Raw genomic sequence first — 17,948 nt, 5'->3', positions numbered from 1 at the left:
AGGGATGATTCAGTGGCGAACACCGCAATTAGCATTAGTCAGCTGCAAATCGATATTCAAGAACACTTTCAAAAGTTCGAACGTGCGCCTATCAAAGCTGCATGGCGCAGGCGCGATGCGCGCAGCTGTCTGATCTGGATTGCTGCATGTCTCCCTGGAATCTTATGGGTGGTTTTAGAATTGCCCAGTGTCTCGCTTTATCAATACATTCCGGTGCTGTTTGCCATTTTGATTATCACCATGATCTGCGCAGCAAAGATCACCGATGTGTACGCTCGGATTCGCGCGGAAAGCCTTGGTGCGGACGTGAATGCTTCTCGCACTGATCGTTTGAAGCTGAGGCAGGATTGGTTGTGCATGCGTTATGAATGTCGCCCCGGTGAGCTTGTAATTAAGGCGAGAGCCCTCAGACAGCTTTGGGAAGAACGGCAGGAAATTCGGCGTTTGGCCAGTAACGATACGATGGGGCCGCGCTTCGCTGCGTTCTTTCGGTTGCCCGACTCTGCGCGATTTATAGGATTACTGATTGCGATCACGGCAATTATCGCCACGCTGGTGACGTTGGGAAGTAGCATCGACTCAATCTTCGAGGCCCTGCAAAACTGGCGGAGGCTAATCGCAAATGTGCTTATTGCCACCTTGTTGTGCGCAGAGGTCGTACTGTTCTGGATAATGCTCACGGGCATGATTCGAGAGATTGGCCCTTCGATACTTGAGCAAATCGGAGTGCTGCCACTTTCCAGTCGGCAGGTTTATCGCTACCTGTTGGCCATGCACACTGCTAGCGAGCCGAATGATCTGCAGGGGAAGTGGATTGATCGTTTATTAAGTTTTGCTGCGCTGTTTTTCATACCCATCCCGCAATTGTGGGAGCGAATAACGGCCTCGGTCTCTTCGCGACTGTCCAGGCTAAGCGCCTGACTGGAAACGTCCGCTTGGCATGCGATGAGCCAAGAGGGAATTGATCAAATCGTCTGCTCGGTGGACTGCCGTCAGATATTTTCATGGATAGGGAGCGTTTCCATGCCCCAACCGAAATTGCACCTGATGTGCGGCAAGATTGCCTCCGGCAAATCAACACTCGCAAAGTCACTGGCAAACGAGCACCGCGCGATTCTTTTGAGTGAGGATCGCTGGATTTCCAGGCTCTATCCCGCCGAAGTACAGACAGTGACGGATTACGTGCGCTGCGCAAAACGCATTCGCGATGTGCTCGGGCCTTTGGTTATTGATCTGCTTGGGGTGAGGCTTGATGTGGTTCTGGACTTCCCGGCGAACACGGTTGCAGATCGTGAATGGCTGCGAGGTTTGGCCGACGCTGCTGGATCGGCGCATTACCTGCATTATCTGGATGTCGATGACGACACTTGCCGAGCCAGGCTGCATGCTCGCAATGAGCGGGGCGAGCATGACTTTGCCGCCACTGATGCGGAATTTGATTTGATCACCGGCTACTTTCGGGTTCCGGAAGAGGTCGAGGGGCTGGTGATCGTTCGGCATTGTTCGTGAATTTCTGGGGGGGGGCGATAAGGTAATGTCGGTGAATGGGTGGGTGCCTGTTGTTGGCAAAAAACTGCCATTTGCCTAGGGCTACTTTCGAACGTGGAAGCGGGCGCCCTCACCAATCTGACATTAGAATCCACGCACAGTATAAAAGTAGGAATTCATGAAATTTCATCCTGATGGTCCCTCCATACCTGACATCCTGCTGGAGCGTTGTGATGCTGGTCGCGTAGTGTTTCTGTGCGGTGCCGGAGTTTCACTTCCATCAGGGATGCCAACATTTGTTGGTCTTACTCGGTATGTCATAGAGTTCTATGATCCGCCCGCCGATTCAGAAATCATGGTCGCATTTCTACCATGGTTGGACGATCAATCACCTGCGGCGGCGAACGTCCCACTCGACCAGATATTTAACCTCCTTCAACTTGAGTATGGCAAGAATGAAGTTAACGCCCTGGTTACAGAGCGGCTGAGTGCTTCCATAGCTAACACAGGTTTTGGGCGTGAGCACGGATTGATCAAGCGAATATCTTCGAGCCAGGGCGGAGTGCCGCAGATTGTCACGACGAACTTTGATCGTTTGTTCGAACTAGGAGAGAAGGGAGATGAACTGGCCCTGCATATGCCGCCCGCTTTCCCCGACTTGAACTTCGGATCGAAAATAGAGGGCATCACGTATCTACATGGGCGGCTTGCGGAGGCCGCCGCAGAAACCCATCCCTACGTCCTGAGCAGTGCAGACTTTGGGCGTGCCTATCTCTCAGAGGGATGGGCTACCAACTTCATCCGGCACCTGCTCGAAAGGTATACCGTTGTATTGGTCGGCTATCAGGCAGAAGACCCACCAATCAAATATCTTCTTCAGGGTCTCAACCATGATGGCAAGTATGATCGCTCTAAGCTCTATGCATTTGACCGTGGGCTTCCCGAGGAGATCGAAGCTAAGTGGCGTGACCGCGGTGTCACAGCCATAGCCTATTCCGATCACTCGGATCTATGGAAAAGCATGGACGCTTGGGCAAATCGGGCTGACGATCCGCGTAGATGGCGTGAATCCGTAATTGCCACATGCCAGCAGGATCCAAAGGGTCTAGCCCCCCACGAGCGTGGCCAGGTTGCACATGTCCTTCGTACAGCGCATGGAGCGAAGTTGTTCGCGGAGGCTGAGCCCGCGCCTCATCCGGAGTGGGTTTGCGTCATGGATTCGAATGTTCGATCAGCCAACCAGAGCAGCAGCTATGGTGACGATGAAGTCTTCGATCCTTGGACCGCCTATGCACTCGATGACGATCTGAAGGATATTTCCGAAGATGATTTTAATCAGGGTGTCAGCAACGACAATCTTTTAGTCTGGCGAGACGAAGACGACAATCCACACGAGCTCCATCGGTTGGGTGGGCGTCAGGCTGAAGGTTACGAAGCGACGCCGAAAAGGCTTAGTCATCTCATTACCTGGCTGAGCAAGTGCATTGATAGTCCTGTTCTGGCTTGGTGGGCCATCCGACAAAGTGGACTGCATCCACGACTACTGCAACAGATTGAGTGGCGAGTGGATCATTCGGGGGCTCTCAACGAGCATGCGCGTCATATCTGGCAGCTGATCCTGGAGTTCCATCGAGATCCCCATAATCGTCAGTGGAATGGCGACTGGTTCAAATTCAAAAAGCGAATCACGACGGAGGGCTGGACGGCCAGCGTTCTACGAGAATTCCGCAGGATTTCAACACCTCGATTGGAGATCAAGCGGCCGTTCGGCTTGGGAAAGGCAAAACCGCCATCAGCACGGTGGGAGGAAATCCTTTTCAGGGACCTTGGTGAGTGGGAGGTTGTGCTCCTCGAGCGGCACAACGAAGAGTTGGACGTGCCTGATGATCTATTGCCACAGGTAGTAGGCATCCTTGAGGCGCAGCTAACTACTGCTTCAGGACTGCTCGGAGATATCGAGACTCACTACTTCAAGACACCAACCTGCTATCCAGGCCGCGAGGTTGAAGGGGAAGAACACATAACAAATGCGGCGGATATAGTGACGTGGTTCGTTCGACTTTTTGACCGAATGGTTGCCAAGTGGCCAGATCTGGCCAAGGCACATGCCACGATCTGGCCTGTTTCAGATTTGTTCTATTTCCGAAAGCTTAAGCTATATGCATTCAGCAAGGTCGATGTGTTCGAGGCTGACGATGTAGCCAGGGAACTATTGTCCTTAGATCAGGAGGCATTCTGGGACGCTGAAGTAGATCGAGAGCTTCTTTTCTTACTGATGGATCGATGGGGAGAGTTCTCCCGAAATAGTAAAATTCAGCTCACTGACCGCATCTTTGCTGGCCCCGATCAGCGCGCTCATTGGTCTGACGAAGATTTTTCTGCAATGCGGGACTTGAGCGCCGCCAGATACGCTAGATATCTAGAACTACATGGCTGCGATCTGAACGAAAATCGAAGTGAACGGCTTTCTGAAATGATAAAAGGCATTCCAGATTGGAACGACGGTTGGGCAAGCTCGACGGTGCTCGAACTGGGGGCTCGAGGAGGCTGGATTGGTACGGACGAAAAGCCAGATGTACTCCTAAACCTTCCCGTAAATGAAGTTGCCTCCAGAGCAAAAGAAGACCTAAAGCTCGACTTTGATAGCTTCACCGAGAAGCGACCCTTCACTGGTTTGGTTAAAGTTAATCCGCGAAAGGCGTTGTCTGCACTCACTATTGTAGGAAAAGCTGGGGACTACCCTGAGGCACTCTGGTCGTCCATGATCAATGAGCTTCCTACTGACATCGCGCCCAGGCTGAGACGAGTATTCCTGAATAGGGTAATACGACTCCCACATGCAGTGATTGGTGGGTTGCGTCATACCTTGGGCCGATGGCTCGAAAAGAACTTGGTTGCGGTCCTTGAGATTGATGAAGCTCTCGGTTGGGCAGTATACGATCACATTGTCGATGGCATCTTCAGTTGTGGAGCAGATGCAGCGAAGAGCGGTTTGGGAGAAGTCCGCCGAGGTGGAAAAATTACTCAACAATCCCGGCGCACTTTTAGCCATGCGATTAATGGCCCTGTTGGCATGTGCACTGAAGCACTTTTCCATGCAGTCCCCGGAGATAAACAGGAGGCTGGTTCCTTAATCCCAGATCACATCAAGTCTCGCTTCGATCGCCTCCTAACGGCACCTGGGGAGGGGGGAGATCATGCCGTGTCAGTAGCGAGCCGCAAACTGAATTGGCTCATGTACGTTGATCCCATCTGGACAGAGAAATGCCTCACTCCAATGTTGGCATTTGATCACCCTTCCTCGGAACCTGCGTGGAGCGGTTTTCTTCACGGCGGGCGAGTTCCTAGGCCGCCATTGGCAAAGATTATCAAACCGCTCTTGATCAACCTATTTCCTTGGATCGGAGGACTCTCTTGGGATCGCGACTTCTCAAATGTAGCCGCCCAGTGGCTTGGTTACATGCGGGTTTTTCAACCGAATGAGCCGAGCGGTCTTTCGAAAGGCGAAATGCGATCGGTTTTACGAGCGATGCCTGACGATACTCGGAACCGGTTTATTTTCTGGCTGGGCCAGGTTGGACGAAAAAACGATAACGGCTGGACCGAGCTCGTCATCCCCTTAATCGACCAGGACTGGCCAAGAGAGCGCCGGTATAGAACCTCAGCTTCTATGAGGGCATGGATCGGCCTGCTTGATGGTGCCGGTGATTGTTTTCCGGTCGTCTATGAAGCGGTGAAAAAGTTTCTGGTGCCCCTAGAGACAAATGATCAACCGTTCTACCGATTCACTCGAGAACTCAGTGATGAGAGTCCGATTACCACTCTATTTCCTGGAACGACGCTGGACTTGATAAACAGAGCGACACCTCAAGTTCTCACCCGACCACCTTATCAATTGCCTATGATCCTAGCGCTCATTGCGGAAACGGAACCTAGTCTCGCATCAGATAAACGCTATTTGCGTCTTATCGATCTTGTTGAGCGAAGCTAGATCTCGATCTTCTTGGCTATCGTTCACCCGTGAACTTCTCGGAGTTTCCTAATCACATGATGACCGCTTTTAGCCTAAAGCGGTCGCTCGCAAACGCCCGCTCTTGGCCGATTTTCGCCACTCCCCATCCTCAGCCTTGGTGACCAGACAACCTGAGCGCTTATTTAGCCATCACCTCGTCCAGAGCATGCTCAAGCGTACTCACCGTGCGCTCGATGTTGTGCAGCTTTTCCAGTCCGAACAGACCGATGCGGAACGTCTGGAAGTCGGCTGGCTCGTCGCATTGCAACGGTACTCCGGCGGCGATCTGCAGGCCGTGGCTGGCAAATTTCTTGCCGTTTTTGATGTCGGCGTCATCGGTGTAGCTCACCACGACGCCAGGGGCCTGAAAGCCTTTAGCCGCTACGCTTTTGATGCCTTTGCCGGTCAACATGGCGCGCACCCGATCACCCAGAACCTGTTGTTCTTCGCGAACCTTGTCGAACCCGTAGGCTTGGGTCTCTTTCATTACTTCGTTGAATCGTGCGAGGGCATCGCTGGGCATGGTCGCGTGGTAGGCATGGCCGCCCTGTTCGTAGGCCTGCATGATTTGCAGCCATTTTTTCAGGTCGCAGGCGAAACTGCTGCTGTGCGTTTGTTCGATGCGCTTGAGTGCCAATGCACTGAACATCACCAAGGCGCAGCAAGGGGAAGCGCTCCAGCCTTTCTGCGGTGCGCTGATCAGCAGATCGACGGCGCACTTGTGCATGTCCACCCAAAGCGTGCCTGAGGCGATGCAGTCCAGCACGAACAGGCCGCCCACCGCATGCACGGCATCACCGACGGCCCGCAGGTACTCGTCAGGCAGGATAATCCCTGATGAGGTTTCAACATGGGGGGCGAAGACCATCTTAGGCTTTTGCGCCGCAATGGCTGCCAGCACTTCGTCCAGCGGGGGCGGGGCGTAGGCAGCCTGGCGAGCGCTGTCGACCGGCCGGGCTTTCAGCACCGTGGTGGCCGCCGGGATGTTGCCCATCTCAAGGATCTGGCTCCAGCGATAACTGAACCAGCCGTTGCGTATCACCAGGCATTGCTGGTCGGTCGCTAACTGTCGCGCCACCGCCTCCATGCCGAATGTACCGCTGCCCGGTATCACCGCCACTGCCTGCGCGTTGTAGACCTGTTTCAGGGTCGTGGAGATGTTCTTCATCACACCTTGAAATGACTGCGACATGTGGTTGAGCGAGCGGTCGGTGTAGACCACTGAATACTCGATCAGCCCCTCGGGATCGATACTGGGATATAGCGTTGACATGGGTTGACTCCTTTGGCAGAGATCTCGGTGGTATCGACCGCGCCCTGAGTTCAAGAAGGGCGGCAACCGATCCAATATAGCTGACCCTCTACCTGACGAAGCCACCAGCGCACTTGATTCGCACCTCGAAGCAGGATGTAAGGTGAGAATTGATTTCTCAACAAAATGTACTCTCTAGTTACTGCAACGGTTCAGCGCTGCTTGTATCCTAGCTGCACGAAGAGGATGAATGGCGCCCGCTATTGCCTTGACCCAATGTTGCGGGAACGGAAAACCGGACTTTCCAAAAGGTAGTAACGTGAAGCGTGATTCCCATCTGGTTGTGCTGTTGCTGCTGGTCATCGGTTGTTCCCTGGCGTCATTGACGGTCTGGAAGGTATTGGCCTCTCGAGAGCGAGCACTCGAGGAGGTGGATGTCCATGGCTTGAACCTTACCCAGGCGCTGGCGACTTACTCCGAAGGCATTGTCCGTCAGAGCTCGCTGCTTTTGCTTGGGCTGGTCGAGCGTCTGGAAACAGAAGGGAGCGGCCCTGAACAGATTCAGCGACTGAGTGCTTTGGTCAACCGCCAGGAGCCGCTGATGCCACAGCTCAGTGGTATCACGATCTACGACAAACAGGGTCATTGGTTGATGTCTTCCAACCGGCCTATTCCATCGGGTGCGAACAGCACTGATCGAGCCTATTTCATTCATCACCGCGACGATCCGTCGCGCGAGACCTTTATCGGTCCGCCGATCCAGAGCCGTTCCAATCAGGAATGGGTGATCACCGTCAGCCGGCGTTTCAATGGTCCTGACGGCGAGTTCGCCGGCGTGGTGGCGGTCACCCTGGGGGTCGAAAACTTCCTGCGATTGTTTGGAAAGATCGACGTGGGGCAGGAGGGTGCAATCGGTTTGTCCTATACCGACGGCACGTTGCTGGTTCGCTATCCATTCCGTGAGCAGGACATGGGGCGCAACTTTTCCAAGTCGCCCATCTACGCCAAGTATCTCGTCGACCAATCTGTCGGCACCGCATCGTTTACTTCCAGCCTGGACGGCGTGGAGCGGCTCTATGCCTTCCGCAAGAGTGACCGGCTGCCGTTGATCACGACTGTGGCACTGGGCAAGCGCGAAGCCCTCACTGCGTGGCGAACGGAGGCGGTGCTGTCGGCGGTGGTGGTGACGGGGTTGCTGGGGCTGACCGGGCTCATCGGTTGGTTTCTGATTCTGGATATCCGTCGGCGCACCGAGGCAGAAGATCAACTGCGCGCGGCTCAGCAGCAGTTGCTCTCGTCGAACCGGCAACTTGAATTATTGGCGATGCGGGATGCCCTGACCGGTCTGGCCAATCGCCGCTGCTTTGATGAGAGCCTTGCCATGGAGGCGCGGCGAGCGCAGCGTGATGGCACCACCCTGGCTTTGCTGATGATCGATATCGACTTCTTCAAGCGCTTCAACGATTCGCTCGGGCATGTGGCAGGAGACGCCTGCCTGCAGACGGTGGGCAGAATCTTCGAGGGCTGCGTCAGGCGACCGTCAGATCTGGTGGCACGTTATGGCGGAGAGGAGATGGCTATCATCATGCCTGACACCGACGGTGACGGTGCCGCGGTGGTGGCGCAACTCATCCTCGACCGTTTGCAGCAAGCGAACATTGTGCACGACACCAGCCCGTTCGGTCGGTTGACTGTGAGTATCGGGATTGCCACCGCGACCGGTGCCCGGCTGGACAATTTGCAGGGATTGATCGAGGTGGCAGATCAGGCGCTGTACAACGCCAAGGCGTTTGGACGTAATCAGTTTGTGAGGGGAGGGTTGTGACAGGGCGCGTTGGCTAATCAGGCTGCCACCCAGACGGCAATAAAAAACCAGCATTCACGCCGGTTTTTTATTGCCCGCTGTAACCCTCTCCCGGAGGAAGAGGGAACTGATCAGGAGAGTGCTCAGAGGGCAGCTTTTACCTGCAAGCCAAACACCAATGCATTGTCGATGTTCTGCCCGGAGAACGCGCCCGGCTCGATGATGTATTGCATGTTCGGCCGCAGTGTCAGCCAAGGCGTGGCCTGATACCCGTAGCCGAGTTCGATCAACTGCTCGGCGCTGTCCAGATTCGGCAACGCCGTGCCGTTGTTCAACGCGGTGTCTTGCAGTACATCACGACTGCGCGGGTTGGGCACCGCTCGGCCATAACCCAGCGCGAGCGTGTCACGCGGGCGGCCTTCGAACGGTTTGTACAACACCACGCCGGTGCCATACCACTTGCTGAACGGCGAAGCCGCTTCGCTCGCCGCCGAGTATTGACCGAAGGCGTGCAGGCTGCGGCCTTCGGACGATTGCGAGCTCCACACCGCCTGATCGATCAGCAGGTAATGGCCGCCGCGACCGGACACTTCCTTGTCGCTGCCAATGCGTTTCACGTCAGAGCTGTCGTAGTAGTAGCCGACCTTGTATTCGCCGGGAAGCTCGCCTGCGTGCTTGTACACCAGTTCGACCGGCACCACGGTGCCGGTGGTGTGTTTCGGGCCCAGGTGCCAGGCACGGCTGGCGTTGCCGTTGCTCTCGGGATCGACATTGAACGCGGCCACACGCAGTTGCCACTCAGGCGACAGGTCGTACTTCACCCGCACACCAAGATGCGCGTTGGGATAGTTGGTCCAGCCGCTGCCACCGGACATATTCAGCGGATGCCCGCAGAAACCGGCGTTCATGAAGTTGCAGAGGATGCCGCTGTCGAGGCCGCCGAGGTCATTACCCATGGCCATGTAACCGAGTTTGACGTTCAGTGCCGGGGTGAACAGCGTGCGCTCGTAGCTGAGTTCGGTCAGGCGAGTGTAGAGGCCCCCGTAGTTTTCCTGGATCGGCAAACGGTTGCCGACCAGATCCTCGGAAGCGCTGTTGCCGCGACGGTCATTGATGCTCAGTTGCACCTTGCCGGCGTTGTCGACGCCATACAGTTTGCTCAGGTCGAACTGCACACCGAGCTTGATGTTCTGAGAATAACGCGCCGAACGGTGCAGGCCACCGTCAGCGTTGTAGACGGTTTCGCCGGTGTAGTCGCCGGTGAATTTGACGCCGTCTTCGGCCATCTGGTGGCGCAGGCCACCCCAATCACCGGTCAGGGTGTTGCGGGTCATCAGGTTGGAATCGGTATCGGCGAAAGCGGGCAGGGCGGCGCTGCAGGTCAGCCCCAACAGCAAGCCGGCATGAGAAAAGCGAACAGGCAAAAACATGTGCATCTTCCTGCTGAAAATTTTAGCGATAGCGCAAAGCAGCGCGGCACCCTAAGGTGCCGCGCTCTGAAGGGTGTGCCCATGTTCACCATGGGCACAGTGGTTTACGGCAAGGCGTAAGCCATCACGTAGTCGCCACGATCGGTGGACTGACGAGCGCCACCCGCGGTGATGACGATGTATTGCTTGCCGGTTTTTGGCGAAACATACGTCATCGGGCCGCCCTGGCTGCCGACTGGCAGACGGGATTTCCAGACTTCCTCACCATTGCCGCTGTTGAAGGCGCGCAGGTAGAAGTCTTGAGTGCCGGCGATAAATATCAAGCCGCCTTGGGTCGACAGGGTGCCGCCGAGGGTTGGCAGACCGATCTTGATCGGCAGGTGCATGCGGATACCCAGGGGGCCTGTGTCTTCAACGGTGCCGACCGGAACCTGCCAGGCGACTTTCTGGGTCTTCATGTCGATGGCGGTCAGTGTGCCGAATGGCGGCGCCTGGCAAGGAATGCCGGCGACCGACAGGAAGCGGTTCTTGTTCACCGCGTAAGGCGTACCTTTGAGCGGCACAGCGCCCATGCCCGTGTTCAGTGCTTCGCCACCGCCAGCGGCCTGACCCTTGTTCTGCGACGGGATCATCTGAATCCACAGACCCAGACGCATATCGTTGACGAAAATGAAGCCGTGCACCGGGTCAGTCGAGATGCTGCCCCAGTTCATGCCGCCCAGCGAACCCGGGAAGCTCAGGGATTTGTCGGTGCCTGGCGCGGTGTACAAGCCGTCGTAGCGCATGCCCTTGAAGTCGATGCGGCAAAGCAATTGGTCATATGGGGTAGCGCCCCACATGTCCGATTCGGTCAGGTGCTGGGCACCGATCTGCGGCATGCCCACCGATTTTGGCTGGGTTGGCGAGTAAGGCTCGTTAGGGATGTTCGCCGCTTTGACCGGTACCTCTTTAACGTCGGTCAGCGGTTTGCCAGTGGCGCGATCCAGCACGTAGATCTGCCCGGCCTTGGTGCCGATGACCAGCGCCGGCACGGATTTGCCTTCCTTGGTGAAGTCGATCAGGCTCGGCTGCATCGGCAGGTCGAAGTCCCAGAGATCGTTGTGAACGGTCTGGAACACCCACTTTTCTTCGCCGCTGTTGGCGTCCAGCGCGAGGATCGAAGCGCCGTAGGTGTGATCGAGTTTGCTGCGCTCGACACCATAGATGTCGGTGGAGGAACTGCCCATCGGCAGGAATACGGTGTTGGTCGCCGCGTCGTAAGACATTGGCGCCCAGCTGTTCGGCGTGCTGCGCACATAAGTGCTGCCGTCTGCCGGTGCTTTTTTATCCTGCGGATTACCCGGGTCGAACGCCCAACGCATGGCGCCGGTCATCACGTCAAAACCACGAATCACGCCACCTGGCATGTCGGCTTGCACGTTATCAGCAACCCGGCCACCCACCACGACGGTGGTGCCTGCCATCAACGGCGCGGAGGACAACTGATAGTAGCTGTCCGGAACATCGCCCAGACCGGCCTTCAGATCCACCTGACCGTTGTTGCCAAAGCCTTGGCAGAACTCGCCGGTGTCGGCATCGACGGCGATCAGGCGCGCATCGATCGTGTTGGTCAGCAAGCGGCGCTGGCAGTTGGCAACTGGCGCTGGCTGGGCGTCTGCAACGGGGGAGCTGCTCGGCTTGGCGACTGCGGCAGTGGCGTCGAAGTAGGCCATGCCACGGCAGCGCTGCCAGACTTTCGACTGCGCGTTGATCGCGTTTTTCCAGAGTTCCTTGCCGGTATCGGCATCCAGCGCAATCAGGTTGTTGTGCGGGGTGCAGATGAAAACCTTGTTGCCGACCTGCAGCGGGGTGAGCTGGTCTTCGGCACCGTTGCCATCACTCACGGCGACGTCACCGGTGTGGTAGGTCCACGCGACCTTCAGTTTGTCGACGTTGTTACGGTTGATCTGATCCAGCGCGGCGAAGCGGCTGCCACCTTCGGTGTTGCCATAGTGCGCCCAGTCTTTCTGGGCTTTTTCCGGCTCGACCGGCGTCAGGCCCGGGCCCGTGCCAGTAGCAGCGACGGTGGGGTGCGCGACGAACATGTTGCCGGCAGCCACGGCCAGGCCAACCGCGAGTACAGCGGCCAGCGCATAAGCGCCACGACCTGGAACGCGACCGTTGGCACGCTTGAGCAATGGGTAAACCAGCGCCACGACCAGACCGATCACACTGAACATGAACAGGCGCGAGAACACCGGCCAGAACACCAGTCCGGCATCGATCACCGCCCAGATCGCCGTTCCTACCAGGAACGCCGCGAACAACCAAGCCCCGGCCAGTTTGAAACGAGCAATCAGCAAACCGGAGACAGCCATTACCAGGCCACCCAACAGGAAGTACCACGAGCCTCCCAGGCTGACCAATTTCACGCCACCAGCAGCGAGTGCCAGACCGAGCAGAGCGATAACCACGCCCAGCCCGACCAGAATGAATTTTGATATGCCCGAGAGGCGTTGACTCTGCTTCACGTTGAATGTCCCGTTGAAATGAGGCACGCATTATATCGTTAGGTAACTACCTAGTTAAATCACTATTTCTGAGGGAAGCGTAGTTCGCTGCTCAAGCACATGCCTACAAGAGGAGCCGGGCGGTCTCCAAGGCGGCGACGCAATTATCCAAAGGTAGGGGAAAGCGTTGTTTATGGCAGAAGTATCGTCAGTTTTGACAGCTAAAAAAATTCTTTCAAAAACCTGTGTTTAACCGACGTACGGCAAAATACAGCGCCGTGTGGGCAAACGATCAGGCATATGCATATGCTCTTTTAATCTTTGATTCCTGTTCGGTTTACCGCTCAACTGGCGCCTTTTTGATAGGCGGCTAATGATGTCTGAGCGGCGTGACGTAGTGGTTCTGGGCTTGGGCGCCATGGGCGCCGCCACCGTGTATCAACTGGCGAAGGCCGGTGTGGATGTCGTCGGGATTGACCGCCATCACCCGCCGCACAACCTCGGCTCCAGCCACGGCGATACGCGCATCACCCGCCTTTCAGTCGGAGAAGGCGCGCAATATGTGCCGATCGTGCGCAATTCCCACCGCATCTGGCGTGAGCTTGAGGCGCAAACAGGGGAGTCGCTGTTCGAACAATCGGGCCTGTTGGTGCTGACCTCCAGTCCCGATTTCGACCCCAATGACAAAACCGACTTCACCCTGCGCACCATCGGCCTGGCACAGACCTACGGCATCGAGCACGAAGTCTTGTCGGCCGAACAGATTCGCCAGCGCTTTCCACAATTCGCCCACGTGCACGACTCGGCCATCGGCTATTTCGAACCCGGTGGAGGCTTTGTGCGACCCGAGCGCTGCATCGACGTACAGCTCAGGCTGGCCGAACAACACGGCGCGACCCTGCACAAAGGCGAGACGGTCACCGGGGTTACTTCGGACGAGCAGGGCGTCACAGTCACCACCGATCGGCGCACGCTGCTGGCCAAAAAACTGGTGATCAGTGCGGGCAACTGGAGCGGCGAATTGCTTGGCAAACCATTTGAAAGTCTGCTGAGTGTCTACCGGCAAAAGCTGTTCTGGTTCGAGCTGGAGGAGGGGACTGATCTGGCTGGCCACTCGCCGACGTTCATCCTCACTCACGGTCGTGGTGACGACAACATCAACTACGGCTTCCCCGCATTATCCGGTGAAGGCTGCATGAAGATCGCCACCGCGCAGTACAAAACTGCGACGTTGCCGCAAGACATTGACCGTACGGTCTCGGCGGCCGAACAACAGGAGATGTATGCGCACCAGGTGCAAGGCCGCATCGCCGGCGTAACGTCCAGGGTGGTCAAGTCTGCGGTGTGCGCTTACACCGTGACGCCGGATCGCCATTTCATCATCGACGAGCATCCATCGCTGCAGCACACCCTGTTCGTGTCGGCCTGTTCCGGCCACGGTTTCAAACACTCCGCCGCACTGGGCGAGGCGTTTGCGCAGTGGTGCATGCGCGGCTCGACCGACCTGGACCTCTCGTCTTTTTCCCTGACACGCTTCGAAGGAACACCATCGTGAAACGCGTCGCGCTCTATGTTGCACTGCTGGTCGCCGGTGTGCGGCTGTGTCGCAGCGCGACAGTTAAGCGTTCTCTTCGATCCGGCGCACGTGACCCAAAGAATCACGCTGCATCGATTGCAGGTTTTTCTCGATGGTTTCGCACAGGGCTTCCATCTGGATCTGATGTTCGCTGTGGCGAAACGGGCTTTGCAGGTCGGTGCCGATGCGCTCGATGGCCAGCAGCATAAAGCCCACGACGGTTGAAGCCAGCGGGGTGAACCAACCCAGAGATTCCACCAGCCCGACCGGTACAATCAGGCAGAACAGCGAAATGAACAGCCGTGGGAAATAGACATAAGGGTAGGGCAGCGGCGTATTGGCGATGCGCTCCATGCCGCCCTGGCTGTTGGACAGATCCACCAGCGTGGACTCCAGCCGCGCCAGGCGAATGCTGTCCAGGCGCCCGGCCTTGTATTCCCGGGCGAGCAGGGCGGCGGAACCGGTGAGGATGTCGTTGGCAAAGTTGTTGGTGGTGCCACTGCGGGCGAATTCATCGGCGGGAATGAACGCCCGAACTTCTTCCGGGCAAGGATGGCCTTGCAGATGTGCCGCGAGGCAATTGACATAGGCGACGTGGCGGCGCAACAGGGTCGACTTGACCGGATTCACCTCGCGGCCGGGATCATCCAGCAGCGTCAGCACCTGCCGGGCAAAGCTGCGCGAGTTGTTGATCATCGCGCCCCACAGCGTGCGCGCTTCCCACCAACGGTTGTACGCGCTGCTGTTGCGGAAACTGATCAACACAATCAACGCCGAACCGAGCAAGGTCAGCGGCATAAGCGGCAGGTTCAGTTTGGCGTTGAGAAACAGCATGAAGTCCACGGTGACGGCGATGTCCCAGAGCAACAGCCAGAACAAGGCCCAACCCACGTAGCCCAAGGTCTTGATGATCAGACGGTATTTTTTGACGATGGCAGCTTTCAAACGGAAACCTCGTGGCGAGCGGTCAGCATTAATGCCTTAGCTCGGACGCTGTTTTCGGGGTAAAGGTTCGGTGAAGGAAATTCCCGGGCATAAATAAAACTGCCGGACAAGCCCAGGGCTGTCCGGCAGTTTTTTGCGTGGCCGGGCATCCCCGATCAATCACCGAATCAACGGCACGCTACTGAGGGTTTGCAAATCCTCAAAACTGATATCGGCGTAAATCTCCTTGACCTTCAAGCCGTCGGGCGTGACGTCCAGAATGGCCAGGTCGGTGTAAATCCGGGTAACGCAACCAATGCCGGTCAGCGGGTACGTGCATTGCGGTACCAGTTTGCTTTCGCCGGTCTTGGTCAGGTGATCCATCATGACGAACACCTGACGCGCGCCGGTCGCCAGGTCCATCGCGCCACCGACGGCCGGAATAGAGCCTTCAGCGCCGGTGTGCCAGTTGGCCAGGTCGCCGTTGACCGACACCTGAAAAGCGCCAAGCACGGCAATGTCGATGTGCCCGCCGCGCATCATCGAAAACGAATCGGCGTGATGAAAGTAGGCACCACCGGCCAGCAGCGTGACGTGCTGCTTGCCCGCGTTGATCAGGTCATCGTCTTCCTCACCCGGCGCAGGGCTGGGGCCCATGCCCAACACACCGTTCTCACTGTGGAGGAACACTTCCTTGTCACCCAGGTAGTTGGCCACCAGCGTCGGCACGCCAATGCCGAGGTTCACGTAAGAACCTTCGAGAATGTCGTCGGCCACACGCTGGGCCATTTCGCTACGCGAGAGTTTGTTCATAACAGTCATGGCGGGCCTCAGTTGACGTTGGCTTTCGGGACACGGGCGAGCGGCACGGCGACCACGCGCTGGACGAAGATCCCAGGGGTGACAATGTGCTCGGGATCCAGCTCGCCCAGCTCGACGATCTGGTTGACCTGGGCGATGGCTGTCGTTGCCGCCATGGCCATGATCGGGCCGAAATTACGCGCTGCTTTGCGGTAGGTGAGATTGCCCCAACGGTCGCCTTTTTCGGCCTTGATCAGCGCCACATCGGCGCGCAACGGCATTTCCAGCACATAGTTGCGCCCGTCGATCACCCGGGTTTCCTTGCCTTCGGCCAGTAACGTGCCAAAGCCAGTGGGCGAATAAAACGCACCGATGCCAGAACCCGCCGCACGGATACGTTCAGCGAGGTTGCCCTGTGGGACGACCTCAAGCTGCACCTTGCCGGCCAGATAGAGCTCGTCGAACACATAGGAATCGGATTGGCGCGGGAACGAGCAGATGACCTTGGCCACACGCCCGGCCTTGAGCAACGCCGCCAGACCGATTTCACCATTGCCGGCATTGTTGCTGATGATGGTCAGCTCGCGAGCGCCGCAAGCAATGACGCCATCCACCAACTCGGACGGCATGCCCGCCGTACCGAAACCACCCACCATGATGGTTGAGCCATCGGCAATGCCATCGAGTGCGGCAGCGACGGATTCAAACGTTTTGTTGATCAAGGCGTTCTCCTGTTATTCATCTTTGTGTGAACAGATCAATCAGCATGCAAACCGCAGGAATTTCGGTGCCTGCAGCGTTATGCATAGCCTGCCAAACAATGCGGTGAAGAGGGTGGCCCAAGAGGCGATGTCGTGCGATTAGCGAACGCTACCATCTGGCGACCAAGGTGGGTGTTGATCAACCTGGAGGAGGGGGCGCCTGACGCCCAGAAACACCCCGAACGTCCGTTAATGAGGTTAGAGTGGTCATTCACGTCTGTTTTCGCGCGGTTGCATCAAGCGGTTCCAGCGAACGTGCAGAGCCAGAAAACCCTATATCCATCGTTGTGTGAACAATGAATCGTCCGCTGTTCGTTTCTCTGGATGGGCCCAAGGGCACCGGTAAAACCACACTGTTGGAGGCCGTTACGAAAGTGCTGAGGGCTGACAACAAAAAAGTTATCCGGCTTTGCGAAAGAAAAAGCGATCCCTACAGGGGGGAAACGATGGCCCTTGTGAACAAGCTTGCCAGAAGTCCCTCCAGGGATTTGGAGTGGGCTGTTTGCCAGGGCTTTGCTGAAAGTCGTCGCTGGATCTCCCGATACGTGCTGACCAGACAGCCGCCCAGCAGCATCATATTGATTGATCGCTGGTATCCGTCTGATGCCGCGTTTCGACAAACAATCCCGTTTGCCGAGATTCTCCAGTTGAACATGGATCGAGACGTGCGAGTGCCAGACCTGCATGTCGGCGTCGTCACCGCGCCGGATATTTCATGGGCAAGGGCTGCGACACGATCACGGGGACTGGGCGGCACTGTGATCCAGAAGTACGCAGAGCACGTCGCGTGTACCGAACTGTTCGAGCAAGCGATTGCCGACCACGGCTGGGTTCTGTGCCGTAATGAAGGAACGGTTGAAGACGCGACAATGCAGTTGGTTTCTGAGATCTACGGGGTGCTTGGGTGATGTCGCCGTTATCGCCGACAGACCGAAATGCAAACGCCCGATGCAGTGCATCGGGCGTCGAGGTCGGCGGCTTGCCTTCTGCCTGCTGAGGGCTATCTATGACAAGTCATCGAGGTTTTTTTCATGCGTATGGATATGAACCAACAGATCACCAGGCTGACATTTCAAGTAACGACAAATTGCATCCAATGTTGCCAGTCGAACGCCCTTTACTTTGCCTTGTTTAAGTAAGGACAAGTTTTGCTCAGTGATACCGATGGCACTCGCCAAATCTTTCGATTTGACCTTGCGGTGAGCGAGCATCACATCCAGCTTTATTTCAATGGTCATCACGTGGGCCTAGATAAATTGGTTGTTTTCTCGAGCCAAGGCCGTTTGTAGTGGTCAACTAATCCCGGACACGACGTTAAGTTTTTTCTCGGCCTGAGCTGGGGCCAGTCCGTTGTTGAATTGGTGCGGTCTAATCCAGTTGTACCGATGCATCAGGTAATGACTGATGTCGC

13 protein-coding genes are annotated in these 17,948 nt (G+C 56.7%); 6 read left to right on the top strand and 7 right to left on the bottom strand.

The features are described 5' to 3' along the window. Window positions 1-27: 27 nt before the first annotated feature. The 3 genes from CKW18_RS16730 to CKW18_RS16720 all read left to right on the top strand — a co-directional run bounded on the left by CKW18_RS16730 (window position 28) and on the right by CKW18_RS16720 (window position 5,479). Window positions 28-921: a hypothetical protein gene (locus CKW18_RS16730; RefSeq protein WP_095189867.1), complete on the top strand. Its 894-nt coding sequence runs from the start codon at window positions 28-30 to the stop codon at window positions 919-921. 102 nt (window positions 922-1,023) lie between these two features. Further along, window positions 1,024-1,509 (top strand): ATP-binding protein, encoded by a 486-nt coding sequence (locus tag CKW18_RS16725; RefSeq protein WP_095189809.1) that lies wholly within the window; start codon window positions 1,024-1,026, stop codon window positions 1,507-1,509. Window positions 1,510-1,666: 157 nt separating this feature from the next. Further along, window positions 1,667-5,479 (top strand): SIR2 family protein, encoded by a 3,813-nt coding sequence (locus tag CKW18_RS16720; protein ID WP_095189808.1) that lies wholly within the window; start codon window positions 1,667-1,669, stop codon window positions 5,477-5,479. A 160-nt stretch (window positions 5,480-5,639) separates the two neighbouring features. Here the strand turns inward: CKW18_RS16720 and CKW18_RS16715 are convergent, their stop codons facing one another. Further along, window positions 5,640-6,773, bottom strand: coding sequence for an aminotransferase class V-fold PLP-dependent enzyme (locus CKW18_RS16715; protein ID WP_095189807.1), 1,134 nt, complete (start codon window positions 6,771-6,773; stop codon window positions 5,640-5,642). A gap of 298 nt (window positions 6,774-7,071) precedes the next feature. Here CKW18_RS16715 and CKW18_RS16710 point away from each other — a divergent pair, with 298 nt between their 5' ends. Then, window positions 7,072-8,577: a sensor domain-containing diguanylate cyclase gene (locus CKW18_RS16710; protein ID WP_095189806.1), complete on the top strand. Its 1,506-nt coding sequence runs from the start codon at window positions 7,072-7,074 to the stop codon at window positions 8,575-8,577. A 122-nt stretch (window positions 8,578-8,699) separates the two neighbouring features. Here the strand turns inward: CKW18_RS16710 and CKW18_RS16705 are convergent, their stop codons facing one another. Together CKW18_RS16705 and CKW18_RS16700 are read right to left on the bottom strand one after the other, a co-directional pair. Next, entirely contained in the window at window positions 8,700-9,986 is a 1,287-nt protein-coding gene (locus CKW18_RS16705) for a carbohydrate porin (RefSeq protein WP_095189805.1), read from the bottom strand. Between the two features lie 104 nt (window positions 9,987-10,090). Further along, window positions 10,091-12,496 carry a glucose/quinate/shikimate family membrane-bound PQQ-dependent dehydrogenase gene (locus CKW18_RS16700; RefSeq protein WP_095189866.1) on the bottom strand — a complete coding sequence of 802 codons (2,406 nt, stop codon included), beginning with the start codon at window positions 12,494-12,496 and terminating at the stop codon, window positions 10,091-10,093. Window positions 12,497-12,851: 355 nt separating this feature from the next. Here CKW18_RS16700 and solA point away from each other — a divergent pair, with 355 nt between their 5' ends. After that, a complete protein-coding gene (gene solA / locus CKW18_RS16695; RefSeq protein ID WP_095189804.1) occupies window positions 12,852-14,030 on the top strand; it encodes an N-methyl-L-tryptophan oxidase in 1,179 nt (392 codons plus the stop codon). Window positions 14,031-14,093: 63 nt separating this feature from the next. Here the strand turns inward: solA and CKW18_RS16690 are convergent, their stop codons facing one another. From CKW18_RS16690 to CKW18_RS16680, 3 genes are all read right to left on the bottom strand, one after another. Continuing rightward, a complete protein-coding gene (locus CKW18_RS16690) occupies window positions 14,094-14,996 on the bottom strand; it encodes a bestrophin family protein (protein ID WP_095189803.1) in 903 nt (300 codons plus the stop codon). Window positions 14,997-15,155: 159 nt separating this feature from the next. Continuing rightward, entirely contained in the window at window positions 15,156-15,797 is a 642-nt protein-coding gene (locus CKW18_RS16685) for a 3-oxoacid CoA-transferase subunit B (protein WP_095189802.1), read from the bottom strand. A gap of 8 nt (window positions 15,798-15,805) precedes the next feature. Next, window positions 15,806-16,498 (bottom strand): 3-oxoacid CoA-transferase subunit A, encoded by a 693-nt coding sequence (locus CKW18_RS16680; RefSeq protein ID WP_095189801.1) that lies wholly within the window; start codon window positions 16,496-16,498, stop codon window positions 15,806-15,808. 335 nt (window positions 16,499-16,833) lie between these two features. Here CKW18_RS16680 and CKW18_RS16675 point away from each other — a divergent pair, with 335 nt between their 5' ends. Then, window positions 16,834-17,445, top strand: a complete 612-nt coding sequence (locus CKW18_RS16675) for a dTMP kinase (protein ID WP_095189800.1) — start codon at window positions 16,834-16,836, stop codon at window positions 17,443-17,445. Window positions 17,446-17,541: 96 nt separating this feature from the next. Here CKW18_RS16675 and CKW18_RS16670 read toward each other — a convergent pair whose 3' ends face one another. Next, complete coding sequence (locus CKW18_RS16670; RefSeq protein WP_095189799.1) at window positions 17,542-17,775, bottom strand: helix-turn-helix transcriptional regulator; 234 nt, start codon at window positions 17,773-17,775, stop codon at window positions 17,542-17,544. Window positions 17,776-17,948 lie beyond the last annotated feature (173 nt).

The organism is Pseudomonas sp. Irchel 3E19 (assembly GCF_900187585.1).
GTDB lineage: Bacteria > Pseudomonadota > Gammaproteobacteria > Pseudomonadales > Pseudomonadaceae > Aquipseudomonas > Aquipseudomonas baetica.
This window is presented reverse-complemented; position numbering and strand designations above follow the sequence as displayed.